Origin of the sequence: Hippea alviniae EP5-r, from assembly GCF_000420385.1 — a bacterium.
Taxonomy (GTDB): Bacteria; Campylobacterota_A; Desulfurellia; order Desulfurellales; family Hippeaceae; genus Hippea; species Hippea alviniae.
On record NZ_ATUV01000001.1, the window covers coordinates 368,407 to 386,871 of the forward strand.

The 18,465-nt window shown below is 35.6% G+C and carries 19 protein-coding genes and 1 tRNA gene; 14 read left to right on the forward strand and 6 right to left on the reverse strand.

Going from position 1 to position 18,465, the window contains the following annotated elements:
- The first annotated feature begins 8 nt into the window (after positions 1-8).
- Genes G415_RS0101950 through rlmN form a run of 10 tightly spaced genes read left to right on the forward strand, consistent with a single transcriptional unit; the run spans position 9 to position 9,625 of the window.
- On the forward strand, positions 9-1,046 hold the full coding sequence (locus G415_RS0101950; protein ID WP_022669904.1) for a sensor histidine kinase: 1,038 nt from the start codon (positions 9-11) through the stop codon (positions 1,044-1,046).
- A complete protein-coding gene (locus tag G415_RS0101955) occupies positions 1,039-2,232 on the forward strand; it encodes a PDC sensor domain-containing protein (protein WP_022669905.1) in 1,194 nt (397 codons plus the stop codon). Before G415_RS0101950 ends, G415_RS0101955 begins: the two co-directional genes overlap by 8 nt.
- Complete coding sequence (locus tag G415_RS09465) at positions 2,225-4,603, forward strand: hybrid sensor histidine kinase/response regulator (protein ID WP_022669906.1); 2,379 nt, start codon at positions 2,225-2,227, stop codon at positions 4,601-4,603. The genes G415_RS0101955 and G415_RS09465 overlap by 8 nt, the downstream gene beginning before the upstream one ends.
- Before the next feature lie 10 nt (positions 4,604-4,613).
- A complete protein-coding gene (locus G415_RS09470; protein WP_022669907.1) occupies positions 4,614-5,195 on the forward strand; it encodes a chemotaxis protein CheW in 582 nt (193 codons plus the stop codon).
- Positions 5,188-6,144 (forward strand): chemotaxis protein, encoded by a 957-nt coding sequence (locus tag G415_RS0101970; protein ID WP_022669908.1) that lies wholly within the window; start codon positions 5,188-5,190, stop codon positions 6,142-6,144. Before G415_RS09470 ends, G415_RS0101970 begins: the two co-directional genes overlap by 8 nt.
- A 17-nt stretch (positions 6,145-6,161) precedes the next feature.
- Positions 6,162-6,650 (forward strand): chemotaxis protein CheX, encoded by a 489-nt coding sequence (locus G415_RS0101975; protein WP_022669909.1) that lies wholly within the window; start codon positions 6,162-6,164, stop codon positions 6,648-6,650.
- Between the two features lie 3 nt (positions 6,651-6,653).
- Positions 6,654-7,373 carry a hypothetical protein gene (locus G415_RS0101980; protein ID WP_022669910.1) on the forward strand — a complete coding sequence of 240 codons (720 nt, stop codon included), beginning with the start codon at positions 6,654-6,656 and terminating at the stop codon, positions 7,371-7,373.
- The gene (locus G415_RS0101985) at positions 7,370-7,744 is read left to right on the forward strand and encodes a response regulator (RefSeq protein ID WP_022669911.1); all 375 of its coding nucleotides are present in this window, start codon (positions 7,370-7,372) and stop codon (positions 7,742-7,744) included. The genes G415_RS0101980 and G415_RS0101985 overlap by 4 nt, the downstream gene beginning before the upstream one ends.
- On the forward strand, positions 7,741-8,604 hold the full coding sequence (locus G415_RS0101990; protein WP_022669912.1) for an ABC transporter ATP-binding protein: 864 nt from the start codon (positions 7,741-7,743) through the stop codon (positions 8,602-8,604). The genes G415_RS0101985 and G415_RS0101990 overlap by 4 nt, the downstream gene beginning before the upstream one ends.
- On the forward strand, positions 8,597-9,625 hold the full coding sequence (rlmN, locus tag G415_RS0101995) for a dual-specificity RNA methyltransferase RlmN (RefSeq protein ID WP_022669913.1): 1,029 nt from the start codon (positions 8,597-8,599) through the stop codon (positions 9,623-9,625). Before G415_RS0101990 ends, rlmN begins: the two co-directional genes overlap by 8 nt.
- On the opposite strand, the gene ruvC is transcribed toward rlmN, so the two are convergent.
- Positions 9,620-10,084: a crossover junction endodeoxyribonuclease RuvC gene (gene ruvC, locus G415_RS09475; protein WP_022669914.1), complete on the reverse strand. Its 465-nt coding sequence runs from the start codon at positions 10,082-10,084 to the stop codon at positions 9,620-9,622. The genes rlmN and ruvC overlap by 6 nt on opposite strands.
- Positions 10,056-11,315, reverse strand: a complete 1,260-nt coding sequence (locus tag G415_RS0102005) for a C40 family peptidase (RefSeq protein ID WP_162138530.1) — start codon at positions 11,313-11,315, stop codon at positions 10,056-10,058. The genes ruvC and G415_RS0102005 overlap by 29 nt, the downstream gene beginning before the upstream one ends.
- A gap of 88 nt (positions 11,316-11,403) precedes the next feature.
- On the opposite strand from G415_RS0102005, the gene G415_RS09480 reads away from it, so the two are divergent.
- From G415_RS09480 to G415_RS0102020, 3 genes are all read left to right on the forward strand, one after another.
- Positions 11,404-12,678 (forward strand): aromatic amino acid transport family protein, encoded by a 1,275-nt coding sequence (locus G415_RS09480; protein ID WP_022669916.1) that lies wholly within the window; start codon positions 11,404-11,406, stop codon positions 12,676-12,678.
- 10 nt (positions 12,679-12,688) lie between these two features.
- Positions 12,689-14,035 (forward strand): L-serine ammonia-lyase, encoded by a 1,347-nt coding sequence (locus tag G415_RS0102015; RefSeq protein WP_022669917.1) that lies wholly within the window; start codon positions 12,689-12,691, stop codon positions 14,033-14,035.
- 296 nt (positions 14,036-14,331) lie between these two features.
- Positions 14,332-14,538, forward strand: coding sequence for a helix-turn-helix domain-containing protein (locus G415_RS0102020; RefSeq protein ID WP_022669918.1), 207 nt, complete (start codon positions 14,332-14,334; stop codon positions 14,536-14,538).
- A 95-nt stretch (positions 14,539-14,633) separates the two neighbouring features.
- Here the strand turns inward: G415_RS0102020 and G415_RS0102030 are convergent, their stop codons facing one another.
- The 4 genes from G415_RS0102030 to G415_RS0102050 form a co-directional block, all read right to left on the reverse strand.
- Positions 14,634-15,602 (reverse strand): hypothetical protein, encoded by a 969-nt coding sequence (locus tag G415_RS0102030; RefSeq protein WP_022669920.1) that lies wholly within the window; start codon positions 15,600-15,602, stop codon positions 14,634-14,636.
- Positions 15,593-17,023: an N-6 DNA methylase gene (locus tag G415_RS09485; RefSeq protein ID WP_022669921.1), complete on the reverse strand. Its 1,431-nt coding sequence runs from the start codon at positions 17,021-17,023 to the stop codon at positions 15,593-15,595. Before G415_RS09485 ends, G415_RS0102030 begins: the two co-directional genes overlap by 10 nt.
- Positions 17,011-17,160 carry a helix-turn-helix domain-containing protein gene (locus G415_RS10935; protein WP_022669922.1) on the reverse strand — a complete coding sequence of 50 codons (150 nt, stop codon included), beginning with the start codon at positions 17,158-17,160 and terminating at the stop codon, positions 17,011-17,013. The genes G415_RS09485 and G415_RS10935 overlap by 13 nt, the downstream gene beginning before the upstream one ends.
- 240 nt (positions 17,161-17,400) lie before the next feature.
- Positions 17,401-17,476: transfer RNA gene (locus G415_RS0102050), tRNA-Asn, on the reverse strand.
- A gap of 98 nt (positions 17,477-17,574) precedes the next feature.
- Between G415_RS0102050 and G415_RS10590 the strand changes: the two genes are divergently transcribed.
- On the forward strand, positions 17,575-18,465 hold the full coding sequence (locus G415_RS10590; RefSeq protein WP_022669923.1) for a lytic murein transglycosylase: 891 nt from the start codon (positions 17,575-17,577) through the stop codon (positions 18,463-18,465).

The following is an 18,465-nucleotide window of genomic DNA, read 5'->3' on the forward strand; positions in this document are numbered from 1 at the left end:
TTAGAGTTATGGAAAAAATAAGAAATTTTTTAGATAAACTTGCTGATGGCATTGTTTTGTTTGATAGAAACGGCAAGGTTGAGTTTGTTAATAGAGCTGTAAAAGATGTGTTTGGTCTTGAAAAAGAAAGTGATGTCAGGTCTATTTTAAAAAGCGATGATAAGGATATATTTTTTAAAAATGTGATAAAGCTGCTTGATAAGGGTAAAGAGTATTCCAATTTTATGAGATTTGTTAATAAGGAAGGGAATTTGGTTTTCTGTTGGCTTAATGCGTTTTGTTATGAGAATAAGTATGTATTTGAGATATTTGACCTTACACCTGTTGAGAATAGGACAACAACAATATCTGATTCAAGTTATATAAAGATACTAAAATATATGTCTGAAGGTATCTCACACTCTATAAGGAACCCAATAATGTCGGCAGGTGGTATGTTATCACGCATCAAGGCTAAACTTCAGAAAGACAATGAAAAAGATAAGCTCATTCAATATATTGAAGTTGTAGAGAAGAGCCTTTACAGGATTATCAGTATAATAGCAAACCTTGAAGTTGTGAGCAATTCTTTGCCTGTTGAGCTTGAAAGGGTTGAGGTTGGTGAAGTTGTAATGGACTTGAAGAAGAACTATGAAGATAAACTTGAGTTTGTTATTGAAGAGAGAGATAAGGTTTTTGTCTATATAAATAAAATGCATCTCTCTTTTATTATAGATGAGATATTGAAAAATGCGTTGGATGCAACAGAAGGTATGAACAACCCAAAGGTTATTGTTAGGATTTCAAGGGAAGGTAAAAACGCTGTCATATCGATTAAGGATAACGGCAGAGGCATAGATGAAGACGAGCTTCCTTTAACAACCATACCATTTTACTCTACAAAACCTTCTAATATGGGTATAGGACTTTCGCTTGCCAAGTTTTTAATAGAAGGGTATGCTGGCAATATAACGCTTAAGTCCGAGAAGGGAGAAGGGACGGAAGTTGTAATAGTTATACCCGTTGAGAAAAGAGCCGATATAAGGATTAAAGAGTTAAATGATTAAAAAACTTTCAACAAGAATAGTTGTTTATACAACATTGCTTGTCTTAATGACGGTTGTTGTCTTTAGCATGAGTGCCATGTTTACTATTATGGCTTTGAAAAAATACAGTGTCCATAAAGTTGAAACTGTATTTAAAGAGAATGCCGATGAAAACTTAGAAAAGGAAGTCGTATCTTACGCTCAGATACTGAAAGGTGATATGGATGCAAAAGAAGGCGTCTCTTACATGTTTGGTGAAGTGTTAGAGAAAAAACTTAGACAGGGAAAGTTAGACATTGAGCAGCTTGAAAGTGTCTATAGAGAGATGAGCAATGTTTTGGATATAAAAGCTATTGCTGTTTTTGACCACAAAGCTAACTTGATTATAAAATATCCTTCGTTTGAGAGATTTGACTTTTTAAGAAAGGCAGTGAAGAAGTTATCAGTAGAAACAATGCATAAAAAGATAGTCTATTACGATTTTCACATAAATGGAGACGGCAGTGTATCGTTTTCATTTGTTTATTTAGGGAGAGACAGTAAAAAACAGCCTGTGTATATAGCATTTGATTACAATCCTTACGCTTTCTACTCTCTTGTGAAAACTGCTCAACTTTATCCTTATTCTCAGAAGTATTTGTGGGTTATAAATAAAAAAGGGATTCTGATTTATGACCCGCCAACAAAGGAGCATCCACTCATAACTCTCATTGACCATGTTGATTTAACTGACCCGGCTAATGGAAAAGCACTTGCAAAAATAGTAAAACAGGATATTTTGAAAGGTAAGACGGGAGTTGCACGGTATGTGTTTAGGGGGGTGGATAAATTCGTGGGATACACTTATGTTGAGAAATATGGATGGGGGCTTGGCCTAACATTACCTACGGTTATTTTTTATAAGCCCATAAAAGATTTGAGTAATGATATAACAGAGAAAACTATTTACACTCTCGCCCTTTTTGGTTTGTTTAGCTCGTTTATCGTTCTTGCATCTATTGTTATTACACTCACGGTATCAAGAAGAATTATTGTCCCTATAAATAGGACAGTTGAAGCTGTTGAAGCAATATTAAAGGGAGATTACTCAAAGAGGTTGCCGAAAGTAGGTATAGTTGAGTTAGATGAGCTTGCAGATGTTGTAAATAAACTCGTTGAGTATTTTGATAAAACAGTGAAAAAAATGAAGGAGGGAGAAAATGAGTGAAAATATGGAAGAGATGCAAGAAATAATACAGGATTTTTTGATTGAAGCTGATGAGCTGTTGGAAGAGTTAGATGAGGACCTTGTTAGACTTGAGAGTGAAAGTGAAGACGAAGAACTTTTAAATAAGATATTCAGGGCATTTCATACGATTAAGGGTTCTGCAAGCTTTTTGGGGTTTGAGAAGCTGACGGAGCTAACGCACAAACTTGAAGATGTGCTTAATAGGTTAAGGAAGTTTGAGATAAAGCTTGATAGCGACATGATGGATGCCATCTTAGCCGGTGTTGACAAGGCTAAAGCGATAATAGAAGCAATTAAAGAAGGTGAAGACCCAGAAGCTGTTGATATAGAGGACAACATAAAAGAGCTTGCGAGATTTTTAGATGAGAATTATCAATCGGATACTTCAAAAACCAGTGTTTCAGAAGATGAGCAAGAAGAAGAGTTGACGGAAGAGGAACTGATAAAAGCTCAAGAAGAAGAGATAAAAGAAGAAGAGAAGCTTATGGAAGAGCAGAAGGAAGAATCAGAAGGAGAAAAGAAAATAGACGATATTGATGCGGAGATAGAGAGATTACTCAAGCAAAGAATGGAAGAGGACAGAAAAAGAAGAATGCAAAAGAAACTGCAACAGCAACAACAGGCCGCAGAAGATAAGCAGCAAGAAGAGAAAAAGGAAGATAGAGAGCATAAAGAACAACCTAAAGCAGCAGCAAAGAAGCCTACTGCTGTAGCACAAAAGAAAACAAAACCACTTGTTGAGCAAACAATTAGGGTTGATGTTGAGCGTCTTGACGATTTGATGAATTTGGTTGGTGAGCTTGTTTTAGGTAAGAATAGGCTTGTAAGTGTTGCAGCTAAAGCTGAAGAGAAGTTTAATGGCGATGAAGTGGTTGAAGAACTAAGCGAAGTAGCGAATCAGATTACGCTTGTTACGACCGACTTGCAGATGGGTGTAATGAAGACAAGAATGGTTCAAATAGGCAAAGTGTTCAATAAATTCCCAAGAGTCGTCAGGGATATCTCAAAGGAGCTAAATAAGGAAGTTGAACTTGTTATAAAAGGTGCAGAGACGGAACTTGATAAAAGTGTTGTTGAGGAGATAAATGACCCACTCGTCCACATCGTTAGAAATGCAATCGACCATGGTATAGAACCGCCGGAAGAGAGAGAAAAGCTTGGTAAACCGAGAAAGGGAACTATTATTCTGTCTGCATATCACGAAGGGAACTATATAGTTATTGAAACAACCGACGACGGTCGTGGAATGGACCCTGAAAAATTAAAGCAGAAAGCATTAGAGAAGGGTCTTATAACCGAGACTGAAGCAAGACAAATGAGCAAAGAAGAAGCCTATGCCTTAATATTCAAACCGGGCTTTTCAACAGCAGAAAGGGTTACGAACATATCAGGTCGTGGCGTTGGAATGGATGTCGTAAAGACAAATGTTGAAAAACTCAACGGTATTATAGAAGTTAAGTCTGAACTCGGCAAAGGAACAACGATAATTTTAAAGATTCCATTGACACTTGCAATTATTCAAGCTCTGCTTGTTAAAGTTACGAAAGAGTATTATGCAATACCGCTTGTTAGTGTTGTTGAGACTGTAAGGATTACAAAAGACGATATAGATAAGGTTGAGAACAAAGATGTTTTGAGACTGAGAGATAATATTATTCCGCTTGTATATCTTGGCGATACACTCGGAATAGGCAACAATAAGAGAACCCTTGATGGAAAAGAGATATATGTTGTCGTTGTTGCCGTTGCAGAAAAGAGAATCGGCCTTATAGTTGATGAGTTGATAGGCAGGGAAGAGATTGTCATAAAATCGCTGGGTAATTACCTAACAAATATCAAAGGTATATCTGGTGCGACAATAATGGGTGATGGTTCGGTTACCCTAATACTTGATGTTGCAAATGTTGTAAACGAAGCTGCCATTATATCGACCAATATTGAAGACCATCTTATAGAGCTGTATGAGAAGGATAAGCCTATAGCTTTGATAGCTGCAAGAAAAGAAGAGATAAGAGAACAGCTTGCTCCGCAGCTTGAAGAGAAGGGTTATAAGGTGATTTTTGCTCATACGGATAAAGAAGCACTTGATGTTGCATGCGAACATATAGCGGATTTGGTGTTTGTTGATTTGGGTATTTACATAAATGATGGATACAATCTTGCAAAAGCTTTAAGAAGTATGCCTGCGTATAAGACTGTTCCTATAATAGGTATATCGACTGACGGAACATTTGATAGAGAAAAAATCAAGGAAGCAAGAATAAGCAAGGTTGTGTTTGCTCCGATTGAAGAAGAAGAGCTCAATCAAGCGCTTGAAGCGGCATCAAAGAAAAATATATTGGTTGCTTAAGGGGGTGTAAATGAACGCAAAAGATGTTGACCTGTTTGATAAAAGCTTGGCTTTAAACGAAGAGTTAGAAGAAGAGCTTGCCAAAAAGGGTAAAAAGACCGGCACCATAATAATGAAAGACGAGTATGAGCAAGTTGTGGGTTTTATTTTAAACAAGGAGCTTTATGGCATAGACATACTGGATGTTGAAGAGATAATAAAGCCTGTTGATTACACTTATGTTCCGAATACCCGTCCGTATGTTATGGGTGTTATAAACCTAAGAGGTAAGGTTATACCCGTTGTTGATTTGAGGGTTAAGTTTGGCTTTGTTGCAAAACCCATAACAGAGCAGACAAGAATTGTCATAATAAACCACGATGAGTTTAATGTTGGCTTTTTAGTTGATAAAATAGAGAAGGTTTACTATGTTGAGAAGAAGAATATAGAACCCACGCCGCCCAATATTCCAGCAAACATAGAGAAGTATGTAAAAGGTGTTGGAAAAATGCCGAAGAAAATTATAACATTGCTTAACATCGAAGAGCTGCTTAAAGAGGGTGGCAGTCTCTATTCAAAAAGCGGTTCGACGGAGGTAGCCAAGAATGAGTGAGAGAAACGAAGATAAGATTGATATACTCCAAGTCGGCACCAACCAGATGGAGCTGGTTGATTTCAGGATGTATGAGCTTAGGGAAGATGGCAAGATTTATGAAGGTATTTACGGAATAAATATTGCAAAGGTAAAGGAAATAATAAAATATCCTAACTTAATAAAGATTCCATCAAAGGATTCGCTAATCGAGGGTATTTACAATTTGAGAGGAGAGGTAATACCAATCGTAAGCCTTGCCAAGTGGCTTGGCATCAATGAGCCACCAGATATCAAAACAAAAAAGGTTATTATTACAATTTTTAACAACATAACTGTTGGTTTTATTGTTCATGATGCTAAAAGAATTAGAAGGGTATCTTGGCGTTTTGTTAAGCCACCAAGTGAAGTACTTGTGCATCAGTATGGAAATAAGATAGTCGGCACTATTAACTTGGATGAAGAGCATGTAATGATTATACTTGACTTTGAGAGCATCTGCGAAGAGCTTGGTATATTCTCAGAAGATGATGTAAAAAGAATTAGGGATGTTGCTCTTCAAGGCGCAAAAGAGAAACCTAAGAAGGCTAAGATTCTTATTGCCGATGACTCTGCGACAGCAAGAAAGATAATAAAAGCAGCAGTTGAGCCGTTGGCTGAAAAAATTATAGAAGCAAAAGACGGTCAGGAAGCTTGGGATCTTCTCAATAAGCTTTATGAAGATTCTGGTGGTGATATAAGTAAAGTGCTCGACATAATTATTACCGATGTTGAGATGCCTAATATGGATGGATATAGGTTTACCAAGCTTGTGAAAGAAGACGATAGATTTAGGAAAATACCTGTGATAATGAATACATCCCTGTCTGGAAATGCAAACCTACAAAAGGCAAAAGAAGTTGGAGTTGACGATTTCTGCACCAAGTTTGTTGCTGAAGAGTTTACTCAGGCTGTTTTAAGACATCTCTAAATGAAAGGAGCTTTGCGATGGCTGCGAAGTTAAGCGTTGAGTGGATAAATCCGTTTATAGAAGCAACCGAGGAGATACTTTCAACCGTTGCTTTTATTACACCAAAAAGAGGGCAACTTGCCCTAAAGAAGGATAATTCTGTTGAATATGATGTTAGCGGTGTTATAGGAATTACAGGAGAAGCTATTGGTTCTATAGCTTTATCCTTTCCCAGAAAGGTTGCTATAAAAATAGTTAGCAACTTTACGGGAGAAGAAGTTGTGGGGATTGATGCCGATACGGCGGATGCTATAGGTGAGCTTACGAACATGATTGCTGGAAGAGCAAAGAAGATATTCTCAGACAAGGGTATAAAACTTAAAATCTCTGTTCCTAATGTTGTTATAGGCAAAAACCATACGATATCTTCACCTAAGGGAACACCTACGATAATAATACCGTTTGAGTCGGAAGAGGGTAATTTTGCAATTCAGGTCTCTTTAGTTCCAAATCCGTCGGAGGAGTAAAATATGGGTTCTCCACAGAGTGAGATTGATGCATTAATAGCTGATTTCCAAAAGAGTGATAAGAACGAGGTTGACTCTCTGATAGACGATTTTGCGCAGCAGGAAGGCGAGAAGATAGAACTTGAGAAAAAGAAAGAAGTAAAAACAGAGAAGAGTGTGGAAGATGTTGAAGGAGAGAAGCTGAAAGGTGTAAGACTACCGCCACAAGAACACAGGGTAATTGATAAGTTAGACGAGATAAATAAAGAGAGTGAAGAGAAGGTAAACAGACTGTTTGAGAAGCTTGAGTCAATCTCAGCGGAAGTTGACGAGATAGAGAGTTTAATAGAAAATATCAAGCCGTTTGTTAAAAAGCATAAGGAGTTTATGGACTTTTTTGTAGAGCATTTCCCAAAGACTTCCATAAAGAACAACTATGAGTATTTTAAAAACATAATGAACATACTTGACGATATAGAGAATAAGGTTAACAGTGTAAGAGACAATACATTTGAGGCTATGGAGATTTTACAGTTTCAAGATATCACACGCCAGAAAATTGAGCGTGTGATAAGTGTGATTCAGGCTTTAAGGGATTATCTAAATAACTGGTTTGCGTCATCTTACGACAATGTGCCACGGGCAAGGGTGGCGCATACAATTGTTGATGAGAAAGAGAAGGAAAAAGTTGATAAAGAAGTTGAGGAAATAATAAAGCAAATGCAAAGAGGTGAGGTGAAATGAAAATAATTACTATCGACGATTCTTCTACAATGAGAAGGATTATTAAGAATACACTTAAAAGAATAGGTTATGGCGATGAGATATTAGAAGCAGAAAACGGCAAGGAAGCATTAGAGATATTAGAAAATAACCCGGTTGATTTGATTATAACAGACTGGAATATGCCGGTTATGGACGGTTTGACATTTGTTAAAAAGATTAGGTCAGACTCTAAATATGACGATGTGCCGATAATTATGGTCACAACTGAAGCGGCAAAAGAAGATATTATCACAGCTTTAAAAGCTGGAGTTAATAACTATATAGTGAAACCATTTACGCCACAGGTTTTAAAAGAGAAGATAGAGCAGGTATTGGGTTTGAAGGATTGATAAGGCTTGAGAGTGTAAGCAAAAGATACAAAAAGGGCTCGTTTTTTGGGCGAGAGTTTGTCAATGTTTTAAAAAATGTATCACTTAAAATAGAAAAAGGCGAACATGTTGGAATAATAGGTGAGTCTGGTGCGGGCAAGTCAACTTTATGCAGGATTTTGAGCTTACTTGAGCTTCCCGATAGTGGCTCTGTTTTCTTAGAAGATGAAAAAATCACAAAGAAAAACATAAAAGCAAAAAGAGGGATGGTTGGCATGGTTTTTCAAGACCCTGCCACATCCCTTGACCCTTTGATGAGTATAAGGGATACTTTAAGAGAAGCGAAAAAGCTTGATAATGATGAGCTTAAGGTGTGGCTTGAGAAGGTTGGACTTGATGAGAGTGTTTTAAAGAGAAGGCCATCTGAGTTGAGTGGCGGTCAGCAGCAGAGAGTTGCCATAGCAAGGACTCTTATCTCAGGTGCTGAGTATGTTGTGTTTGATGAGTTTACAAGTGCCTTAGATGTTTCAACCCAAGCCAAAATAGTTAATATGATTTGTGATTTGAATAGGGATAAGGATTTTGCATTTATCTTTGTATCACATGATGTAAAGCTGATTGGTTATCTCTCAGATAGGATTTATGTGATATATAAGGGCGAGATTGTTGAAAAGCTTGTAAGTCTAAAAGAGTCAAAGCATCCATACACGAAGGCTTTACTTGAGAGCAGAGTTAGTGAATCAAAGGTTGGTGATGTATCTTATGATGGTTGCAGTTTTTATCCTTTTTGTCCTTATAGAATGGATAAATGCAAGGATAAGAAGCCACAGTTGTATAGATTATCTGAGAATTCATGCGTAAGGTGTTTTCTATATGATTGATATACTCTCTTTGGATTATGAAGAGTTAAGAGATAAACTCGTTGAGCTTGGATATGAGAGATATAGGGCTGAGCAGATATTCAACTTTCTTTATAAGCATAGAATAGAAGATTTTTCGGAAATTACCGTTTTAAAGAAGGGTGTAAGGGAGCAGCTAAAGAAAGAGTTTTTCATCTATAAATTTAAATCTGCAAGAAGTGTTGAAGCCGAAGATGGAACGAAGAAGTATCTATTTGAGCTTGACGATGGGTTGTTTGTTGAGAGTGTGCTTATTCCTATGGAGCGTGATAGGTTTACAATCTGTGTGTCAACTCAGGTTGGCTGTAGAATGGGATGTAAGTTTTGTGCAACTGGCAGGATGGGTTTTAAAAGGGATTTGGCTGTGTCAGAAATAGTAAATCAAGTTAGATATATCTTAAAGGATAATAATCTAAAGACGGCCAATGTTGTGTATATGGGAATGGGAGAGCCGCTCGATAATTATGAAAACTCTATTAAATCGATAAGGATTCTGATTGATGATAGGGCATTTGCCATCTCGAAAAGGAGAATAACACTTTCTACATGTGGAATAACGCCGATGATAGAGAGATTGAAGAAGGATTTACCTTATATAAACCTTGCCATCTCGCTGCATAGTGCTATATCTGACAAAAGAACTCTTATTATGCCTGTAAACGAGAAATATCCAATAGACGAAGTGCTTAAAAGTTTAAAGGATTTCCCGCTGCCAAGAAGAAAGAGAATAACATTTGAGTATGTGATGATTAAAGGTATCAACGACTCTAAAGCCGATGCAAAAGCCCTTCTTAGGGTTATGTCCAATTTTAAGAGTAAATTGAATATTATACCTTTAAATAAGCATGACCTTTTAGGAACAAAGTTTGAACCAACACCTATGGACAAAATTGAAAAGTTTGCCGATTATTTGAGAAATAAGGGAATGTTTGTCACTATAAGAAAGTCCAAGGGTTCGAATATTAATGCTGCCTGTGGCATGCTCGCCACAAAAGTTTCATAAGTTATGCGTGTATATGTGTGTTAAAGCCAAAGCCAAAGCATCGGAGACATCTAATAACTCATCTTTTAGGGATACCTTGAGAGTTTTTTCAACGACAAATTTTATCTGATTTTTATCTGCTGCACCATATCCGCAGATTGCCTGCTTTACTTCTCGTGGTGAGTATTGATATACATTTATGTTTTTAAATTTTGCAGCGACGATTACAGCTGCCTTTATCTCGCTTAGTATCATGGCGGATTTTATATTGACCGAGTGAAATGGAGATTCTACGGCTAACTCTTCTGGTTTATATTTTTCTATTACTTTTAGGATAAACTCGAATACTTCGAATATTTTATCGGTTTGCTTTAATCTGTTGTTTATTTTTTTTATTTCCCAAAAGGAGTGTTTTGTAGATGAGTCTATTAGACCGCAGGCAGTTATTTTACTACCCGGATCTACCCCTAATATAAGCATACTGGGTATTTACACCAAGAACCCTTTTTGCACCGACAAACCTTTTCCAGTAATACTTCGTGAATCTTGATATTTTAACGCCACTTTTTCTGCCTGCTGCATGGATAAACTTGCCATTTCCTATGTAAATTGCAACATGAGTTACCCTTGCATAGTTCATTGTGTGAAAGAAGAGTAAATCACCCGGCTGCAAATGTTTTACAGAAACAGGCACACCAGCTGCCAAATACTGCTCTTCTGCCGTTCTTGGAAGATTGATGTGGAATTTTTTGTATATCTTTTGAACAAAGCCAGAGCAGTCTATACCATGCTTTAGACTATCGCCACCAAATTTATACGGAACACCAATGAACCTTTCTGCGTATTTTACGAGTGCATGTCTCTCTTCGTTTAATATTGAGTATCTGAGTTTTAATCTTTCACTTTCTTTTAGATTTAGATTTGGCACAAATATGATTTGACCAACTCTTATATTGTTGCCAGATATATCATTTAATGTTCTTAGAACCCCAATATCTGTTTTAAATTTTTTGGCTATTTTCCACAAACTATCGCCTTTTTTTACCTTGTATATAGTGGAATAGAGCAAATACTTTGGTGGTATGAACAAATTTTCTTCTCTGCTTATTTTTATCTTTTCTGTTAAATCTTTAGGCAACACTATTAAGTCGCCAGGATGGATAACCTCTTTTAAGTTAGGGTTTAGTTCTCTTAATTTCTGAAGAGTTAAGCCAAATCTTTTTGCTATGGTTCTTAAGGTATCACCCTTTGCTACTATATAATAGCCATCACCTATATCTCCTGGTTTTGGCCTGTTTTGTGCTTTTGCATGCTCTTTTGGTAAAATAATTTTTTGTCCTGGTCTTATCCTTAACCAATCTATATTTGGATTCGCGTTTTTTAGTTGTTCATAGGTGTAGTTGAGCTTTTTTGCTATTTTTATGAGAGTATCGCCTTTTTTTACTATGTAAACATTTGCTGTTTTTGTATTGTTTTGTGTTTTTTTGGCTGTTTTTGTTCGCGTGTCAGGTATTTTTATTTTGTCTTTTGGTTTTATTTTTAGCCAGTCAATATTTGGATTGATTTTTTTTATAGATTCTGGTTTTATGCCGAACTTATGGGCTATTTTTATAAGTGTATCACCCTTTTTGACAGTGTAAATCTGATAAGCTTTAGCAGAAAGCGAAAAAGTGAGTAAGCTTAAAACCAATAAAAACCTTAGTACGAGCATGATGTAAAATTTATACAAAAAGAAGTTATGTTTTTCAAGACAAAAACTAATTTTGGATATATAAGTATTTGACATAAACAATCTATTCATGGTAAATGTTAATAAAATAAATGGAGAAAATTTAGCGTTTTTAAAAGGTGTGGATGTGAATAAGCGTGATTTTATCTGGTCATTGGGTTTGTTTGGGACGGCTATAGGTGCTGGAATTCTATTTTTACCCATAAGTGCTGGTGTTGGTGGCGTTGCTGGGATTCTGTTTATGTTTGTTCTTGCTTTTCCTATGACCTATTTTTCACACAAAGGCCTTGCAATGTTTGTATATGAAGGTTCAGACGATAAAGATATAACGGCTGTTGCTGATGAATTTTTTGGTAAGGGTTTGGGATTTTTAGTTACTTTTCTGTATTTTTTTGCTTTTTTGTCTATATTACTTGTTTATGCAGTTACTCTAACCAATACTGTTGAAGCTTTTATTGTTTCAACACTGAATATATCTGTACCTTCTCGTGTTGTGCTTTCTGGATTGCTTATGCTTATACTTATGGTTGTTGCTCAATATGGCGAAGAGCTCGTTGTTAAGGTTATGAGTTTTTTAGTTTTTCCTTTTATAGCTTCTATTCTTTTACTTGGTTTGTATCTTATACCGAAGTGGAGCGGCGGCGTTTTTATGACGCATCAAGGCGACATATTCAAAATGATTAAATCAATGTTTTTTATTATTCCAGTTATGGTTTTTGCTTTTAACCATTCGCCGATTATATCTTCAATGGTTGTTGCACAAAAGAAGACTTACAAAGAAGATGCAAAAAATCACATTTCAAAAATTTTGCTTTTTGCCCATGTGTTGATGGTAGCAGTTGTCGTATTTTTTGTTTTTAGCTGTGCCATGACATTTACGCCACTTGATTTTGTGAAGGCTCAAAAAGCCAATTATACAATACTCTCATACATAGAAGAGAGTTTTAATGCGGTTATGTTTAGAGATATTGCACCAATAATTGCCATCATAGCTATAACAAAATCATTTTTCGGCCATTATCTTGGAACAAAGGAAGGGCTTGTTGGTATAGTAAGGAGAATTCCGGCTTTAGCCAATACATCAAAAAGAAAGCTTGATTTTATAGCTTTGATGTCCATAGGTTTGATAAGTTGGCTTGTTGCCATTTTTGACCCTAATGTTTTGAGTATGATAGAGCTTTTAATAGGACCTATTATAGCTTTGATTTTGTTTATCATGCCTGCTGTCTCTGTATTTAAAATTCCAGCATTGGAGAAGTATAGGTCTTTTTCTACATACTTCATTCTTGTTTTTGGAATCCTTGCCTTAAGTGCCATAGTTGTTGAGATAATAAGAGAACTGTAAGGTGACGGTTATGTATTTTGGAATAGCTGATATGTATAAGATTGGCATAGGCCCTTCAAGTTCCCATACCTTTGGGCCTATGGTGGCAGCGGGTAGATTTATAGACGAGCTAAAAAGATTGGACCTGTTGAGCGCTGTAAAAGAGATAAGGGTTGAACTGCATGGCTCTTTGAGTCTTACGGGTAAAGGCCATCTTACGGATTATGCCGTTATTTTAGGTTTAAGTGGGTATAATCCTGAAAGTGTGCCTGTTGATGAGATTGAAAGCATTGTGTCTAAAGCAAAAGAGAGCAAGAAAATAGAATACAACGATTTATCTTTTAAATTTAAAATCGAGTTTATAGACGAGAAACTTCCGCTGCATGAGAATGGCATAGTATTTACTGCTTTTTCTGGCTCGAAGGAGCTTCTAAACAAGGTGTATTACTCTGTTGGCGGTGGGTTTGTAAAGAGTCAAGAAGAGTTTGAAAAACCAGCTATTGAAGATAGACATGTTCCCTATGAATTTAAGAATGCTGATGATTTGCTAAAACTTTGCTCTGATAAACGCATAAGTGAATTGCTTATTGAAAATGAGATTGCCGTTCACGGTAGTATTGATAACCTTAAAAGGTATGTTCTAAAAGTATGGAATACAATGAGAGACACAGTTGAGCGTGGCATGAACAGGGAAGGTTATCTGCCAAAACCTACAGCGGTTAAAAGAAGGGCAAAGCGTCTGTATTCTTTTCTTAAGGATAGCGATAAACTCAATCAAGAGATAGCGATGATAAAGATGAACTGGGTCAATCTTTTTGCCATAAGCACGGCAGAAGAGAATGCAGCAGGCGGAAGGGTTGTTACAGCACCAACAAACGGCTCATGTGGTGTTGTGCCTGCTGTTTTGCTTTATTACGATAAATTTATAAAAAAGTTGACTGACGATGATTTAGTTCATTTCTTTGTCATATCATCTGCCATCGGTTCTTTGTTTAAAATGAATGCTTCAATTGCCGGTGCTGAAGTTGGATGTCAGGGAGAGATAGGTGTTGCAAGCTCTATGGCTGCAGCGGGCTTGACAGAGCTTTTTAATGCAAGCAATGAGCATATCTTGATAGCTGCAGAGATAGCTATGGAGCATCATTTAGGTTTGACATGCGACCCGGTAAATGGACAGGTGCAAATTCCCTGCATCGAAAGAAACGCTATAGCTGCAGTAACTGCAATAAACTCAACGGCTATGGCATTGGTTAGAGACCCTGCCAATGCCAAGGTTTCCTTAGATGAAGTAATAGAAGCAATGAAGTTAACAGGTAAAGACATGGACCCAAAATACAGGGAAACATCCTGCGGCGGTTTGGCTGTTGTTGTGTTGTGATGAAGTTTACGGTTAGTTTGGTTTGAGTGATTGGATGAATAAAAAATGGCTCCCTTAATAGACAGCTGTTTCAAACTCATTTAAAGTGTCCTTCCGCCTTGTCCTCACAAGGAAGAAAGCAGGAAAGATCAAACTCTCTCTTTTTTTCCTATTCTGGATTGACAATGAAGCCACCCATTCCGTCCAGAAAGAAAGATTTTTGAAAATGGATTTGACTTTTTGCTTTTCTTTGATATATATCATTATATGATGTTAAACGATGCCAAATTTTGGCAGGCTCAAAAGGAGTTAAACCTATGATAGAAGGTTTTGGAGAAATAATGACCCTTGAGGAGACCGCAAAATATTTAAAAATAGGAAAATCTACTCTTTATAAAATGGCAAGGGAAGGAAAAATCCCCGCCGTGAAAATTGCTAATCAATGGAGATTTAGAAAAGAAGAGATTGATAAGTGGCTTCAGGAGATAAGAAATAAAGAAATTCTCTCCAATGAAGAAAAATAAAATTAGTTTTGTCCTCTTTCTTCCTTCTTTAAAAGCCGAAAGTTTGAGGGCTGGGAACTTTTTGGTATTTATGAAGATGCGGGCTTCTCCGCCGCTTAAATTTTATTTTTTAATAGATCTTTAAAAATTTCTTTAAGTCCAGCTGTATTAACAAAGAGATTGTTAGGATTATCTTTTAAATATTTTTCAATATCTTCCTTTTGCCTGTTTACTTTTGTGTTGTTCTCGAGTGGAGTCCAAATGAAATTATTAAAATAGACACCGTCCATAAATGAAAGATAATGAATAAATTTTGAATTTTCTGAATATCTTATAAACTCTATCGTCTCAACAATTTGCTTATCCTGAGCTCCTCCAGATTCTTTAATATGCTTTGCTTCTATTATGAAGAAATGATCACCTATTTTCAAAACAATGTCTGGTTCTTTCCCTTGATGATCCTTTCCAAATTGATAAACAATATTGAATCTTTTACAAAATAGCTTAAAAAGTCTTTTATCCCCTTTATCAGGTGAAAAATATCCCCTATTGCAGGTTTCAACTTCTTTAATAGTTTTTAAATGTTCATCTTTCTTTAAACTAAGTATTTTGCTTGCCAAATCTAATACTTTTATTATTCCAGCTGTCCCCTTCTTTCTGGAAGCTCCACTATCATATAAAGCTTGAACCGTAACATTTGAATAACCCAATTTATCATATAATTGTCTCCTGCGTGAGCAATACTTTTCTAACAATTCAGCCAAAATAAGTTTCTGGTTTGGTAATTTCTTAAATACAGAAAATGACATGTCTAAAGCTTTCCAGAATGCAATAAATTCTGTATATTGTATTTTATCAATTGATGTTATGATCTCATAAATTTCATCAAGTATTTTTTCTGCGGCTTTTTTGTCTTTATCAAGCATTACACGGTAACTTATGATCAGTTCTCTTAATCTTTCTACTTTCCGAATCAATTCTTTATCTTCAATAATTACTTCATCAAATATGTAATACTCGTCTGCTGCTGGCTCAGGATTTTTAAGAGATATTTGCCAATATTCTATATTTCTTTTTAACGCCATAGTGATAACCCCTTTAATTGATTAAAAGATTTAACAAAAGAAATTATACCCTTAACATCCTTTTTCTCAATTAAATCTTTAAATTCGTCTTGTTCATTCTCTTTTAGAGCCAAAATTGGGAAAGTTTCTATTAGTTCTTTCGTCTGTGTAAGTCCTAAATACTTTCTTGTGTATTCGCTATTTGAATATTTATAAGTTGTCATGAATTCACTATCGGTTTTCTCTCTAAAATATTCCAAGACTAAGTTGAAATACTCTTTTAACAATACTTGATCATTTTTTGATATTTGAGGATTTAAAAATATCTGGATCGGGTGTGTTCTATATCTTGATTTTGAAACCAAAATCCCATCTACCCCAAAAGCTTCTTTGATTAAATATAATCCTACTCTTCCGTCAAAACTCCCTGTGTCAACAGTTCTAACAAAGAGGATATTTGACTTGATTTTCTCATAAAGATTGGTGTTAACATATATTACTTTTTTCTCATACTCTTTTCCATTAAAAGCATTAGCATCTATAACCGCAATTTTGTTATTTCCTTTATTTTTCTCAACTTCTTCTATTGTTAAGTAATAAGAGACTTTTAATGGTTTAAGAGCTTTATAGTGTTTGACAAATCCTTCAAATTCATTTCCTGCTCTAAAATGATTCTTAGGATCAAGGATATAGACCTTTTTTTGAATTTCTTTGTTTATCTTCGTCCCTTCGAAAATTATCTTTTCTTTTTTGGGAAATTCTTTTCTTTCAAAAAAGCAAATGATAACATTAGTCCCTGTGAATTCAAAAATCTTTTTTTCAAAAATAAATGCTTTTTTAATGTTGTAATACTGAAGAAAATCATCTCTAATTTTATTTGATACTGAAAATCCGAAAAGAAAATTAGAGGGTATAATATAAACCATCTTTTTGATGCCATTGCGAAGATCATTTATTGAAGCCAATTGATATAAATCCTGGTATCCTTCATTTGGTCCTTGAAAATACTCTAAATGCTTTTGTGTCTCTTTATGTTTTACAATATAGCCTATATAAAGATAAGGTGGATTAGTGATATGATAGACCGGTAAATCACTATCCAAAATAAAAGTGGGGTAATTTTTAATAGTGTCTCTTTGGATAATATTTCTTTGGGCTATTTCTTTAGGAATTCCATATTTAAGAGCATTTAAGATTGACTTTTCTACTAATTCTTTTTGAATATCAAAAAGGAATATATGTTTTTTAAAAAATTCAATTCTCTTATCTTCATGCACTAACTCTAATATTGGTAAAATAAGATTACCTTCACCACAAAAGAGATCCACCCATCGGTATTTGTAAATTTCTTTTTCTATCTCAGGTAAAATAAACTTTTTAAATATGCTAATGGAAGTTAAATGTTCTCCGTATGTTCTTCGCTTGTTTTTTAAAGCTTCCATAGTATCTTCTCTTTTATAGCAATTTTCACGGCGGGGATTTTTCCTTCCCTTGCCATTTTATAAAGAGTAGATTTTCCTATTTTTAAATATTTTGCGGTCTCCTCAAGGGTCATTATTTCTCCAAAACCTTCTATCATAGGTTTAACTCCTTTTGAGCCTGCCAAAATTTGGCATCGTTTAACATCATATAATGATATATATCAAAGAAAAGCAAAAAGTCAAATCCATTTTCAAAAATCTTTCTTTCTGGACGGAATGGGTGGCTTCATTGTCAATCCAGAATAGGAAAAAAAGAGAGAGTTTGATCTTTCCTGCTTTCTTCCTTGTGAGGACAAGGCGGAAGGACACTTTAAATGAGTTTGAAACAGCCATCAAAATGGCTCCCCCGGAGGGACTCGAACCCCCGACCCGGTGGTTAACAGCCACCTGCTCTACCGGCTGAGCTACAGGGGAGCAACACTTGCGGGATTAAGTATATAAAAAGCTCGTGATTTGTCAAATATTTTTTATTTGCTTTGACAACTCCATTATTTGTTGAGATAATGAGTTTTATGAAAAAGGTTAGTGGTTTTGTCGGGCTAATTGTTTTGTTTTTTTCTTGTTCTTTTTCTTTATCTTTTGCTTTTGATTTGCAGAGATTGGCTAATGATATTCATAAAAAGTATAATGTTCCTAAGGAGTATGCTTTAAATGTTCTAAAAAGAGCAAAGACGCTTCCTGATGTTAAAGCCTTTGTGAATCGTGTTGCCAACTCTCCTGAAAAGGTTTTTACTTTTGATAAGTTTGTCGTTCTTTTTGTAAATCAGGAAAGGGTGAGAGATGGAGTATCTTTTATTAAAGAACACAAAAAGCTTTGCAGGATGATTTATGAAAAATACGGTGTTAAGCCTTCTATTATTGCTGCTATCTTGAGCATAGAGACAAACTTTGGAAAGGTAAAACTAAAAACGGATGCACTTGATGCACTCTATACGCTTGCTCAATTCTCAAGAAGAAAGAATTATTTTTTGTATGAGCTTGAGAATTTTATAGCATACACATACAGGCATAAGATAGACCCGTTTTCGGTTAAAGGTTCCATCACTGGCGCTTTGGGTTTGCCGCAGTTTATGCCTTCAAACATAGACAAATACGGCGTTGATTTTAATAATAATGGTTTAAATCTTGATGAAGTTGAAGATGCCTGCGCAAGTATATCGAATTATCTTGTTCATTTTGGGTATAAAAAAGATAAACCCATTGCTGAGTTTGTAAAGATGGATAAAAAGCCGTGTAAAAGTAGCAGGCGTATAGCGTGTTTTAAATTCTCAGATGGCAGATGTGCTTATTATCGAGTGTATAGCAGTTTCTGGGCGTTGGTTAGATACAATGGCACGAAGAATTACGCTTTGGCTGCATACCTCCTTTCAAAAGAGATAGATAAGAAATTATCTTCTAATTAG

Coding starts and splice junctions, on each gene's coding strand:
- G415_RS0101950 (WP_022669904.1), top strand. CDS start 9: ATGGAAAAAATAAGAAATTTTTTAGATAAACTTGCTGATGGCATTGTT.
- G415_RS0101955 (WP_022669905.1), top strand. CDS start 1,039: ATGATTAAAAAACTTTCAACAAGAATAGTTGTTTATACAACATTGCTT.
- G415_RS09465 (WP_022669906.1), top strand. CDS start 2,225: ATGAGTGAAAATATGGAAGAGATGCAAGAAATAATACAGGATTTTTTG.
- G415_RS09470 (WP_022669907.1), top strand. CDS start 4,614: ATGAACGCAAAAGATGTTGACCTGTTTGATAAAAGCTTGGCTTTAAAC.
- G415_RS0101970 (WP_022669908.1), top strand. CDS start 5,188: ATGAGTGAGAGAAACGAAGATAAGATTGATATACTCCAAGTCGGCACC.
- G415_RS0101975 (WP_022669909.1), top strand. CDS start 6,162: ATGGCTGCGAAGTTAAGCGTTGAGTGGATAAATCCGTTTATAGAAGCA.
- G415_RS0101980 (WP_022669910.1), top strand. CDS start 6,654: ATGGGTTCTCCACAGAGTGAGATTGATGCATTAATAGCTGATTTCCAA.
- G415_RS0101985 (WP_022669911.1), top strand. CDS start 7,370: ATGAAAATAATTACTATCGACGATTCTTCTACAATGAGAAGGATTATT.
- rlmN (WP_022669913.1), top strand. CDS start 8,597: ATGATTGATATACTCTCTTTGGATTATGAAGAGTTAAGAGATAAACTC.
- ruvC (WP_022669914.1), bottom strand. CDS start 10,084: ATGCTTATATTAGGGGTAGATCCGGGTAGTAAAATAACTGCCTGCGGT.
- G415_RS0102005 (WP_162138530.1), bottom strand. CDS start 11,315: ATGCTCGTACTAAGGTTTTTATTGGTTTTAAGCTTACTCACTTTTTCG.
- G415_RS09480 (WP_022669916.1), top strand. CDS start 11,404: ATGGTAAATGTTAATAAAATAAATGGAGAAAATTTAGCGTTTTTAAAA.
- G415_RS0102015 (WP_022669917.1), top strand. CDS start 12,689: ATGTATTTTGGAATAGCTGATATGTATAAGATTGGCATAGGCCCTTCA.
- G415_RS0102020 (WP_022669918.1), top strand. CDS start 14,332: ATGATAGAAGGTTTTGGAGAAATAATGACCCTTGAGGAGACCGCAAAA.
- G415_RS0102030 (WP_022669920.1), bottom strand. CDS start 15,602: ATGGCGTTAAAAAGAAATATAGAATATTGGCAAATATCTCTTAAAAAT.
- G415_RS09485 (WP_022669921.1), bottom strand. CDS start 17,023: ATGGAAGCTTTAAAAAACAAGCGAAGAACATACGGAGAACATTTAACT.
- G415_RS10935 (WP_022669922.1), bottom strand. CDS start 17,160: ATGATAGAAGGTTTTGGAGAAATAATGACCCTTGAGGAGACCGCAAAA.
- G415_RS10590 (WP_022669923.1), top strand. CDS start 17,575: ATGAAAAAGGTTAGTGGTTTTGTCGGGCTAATTGTTTTGTTTTTTTCT.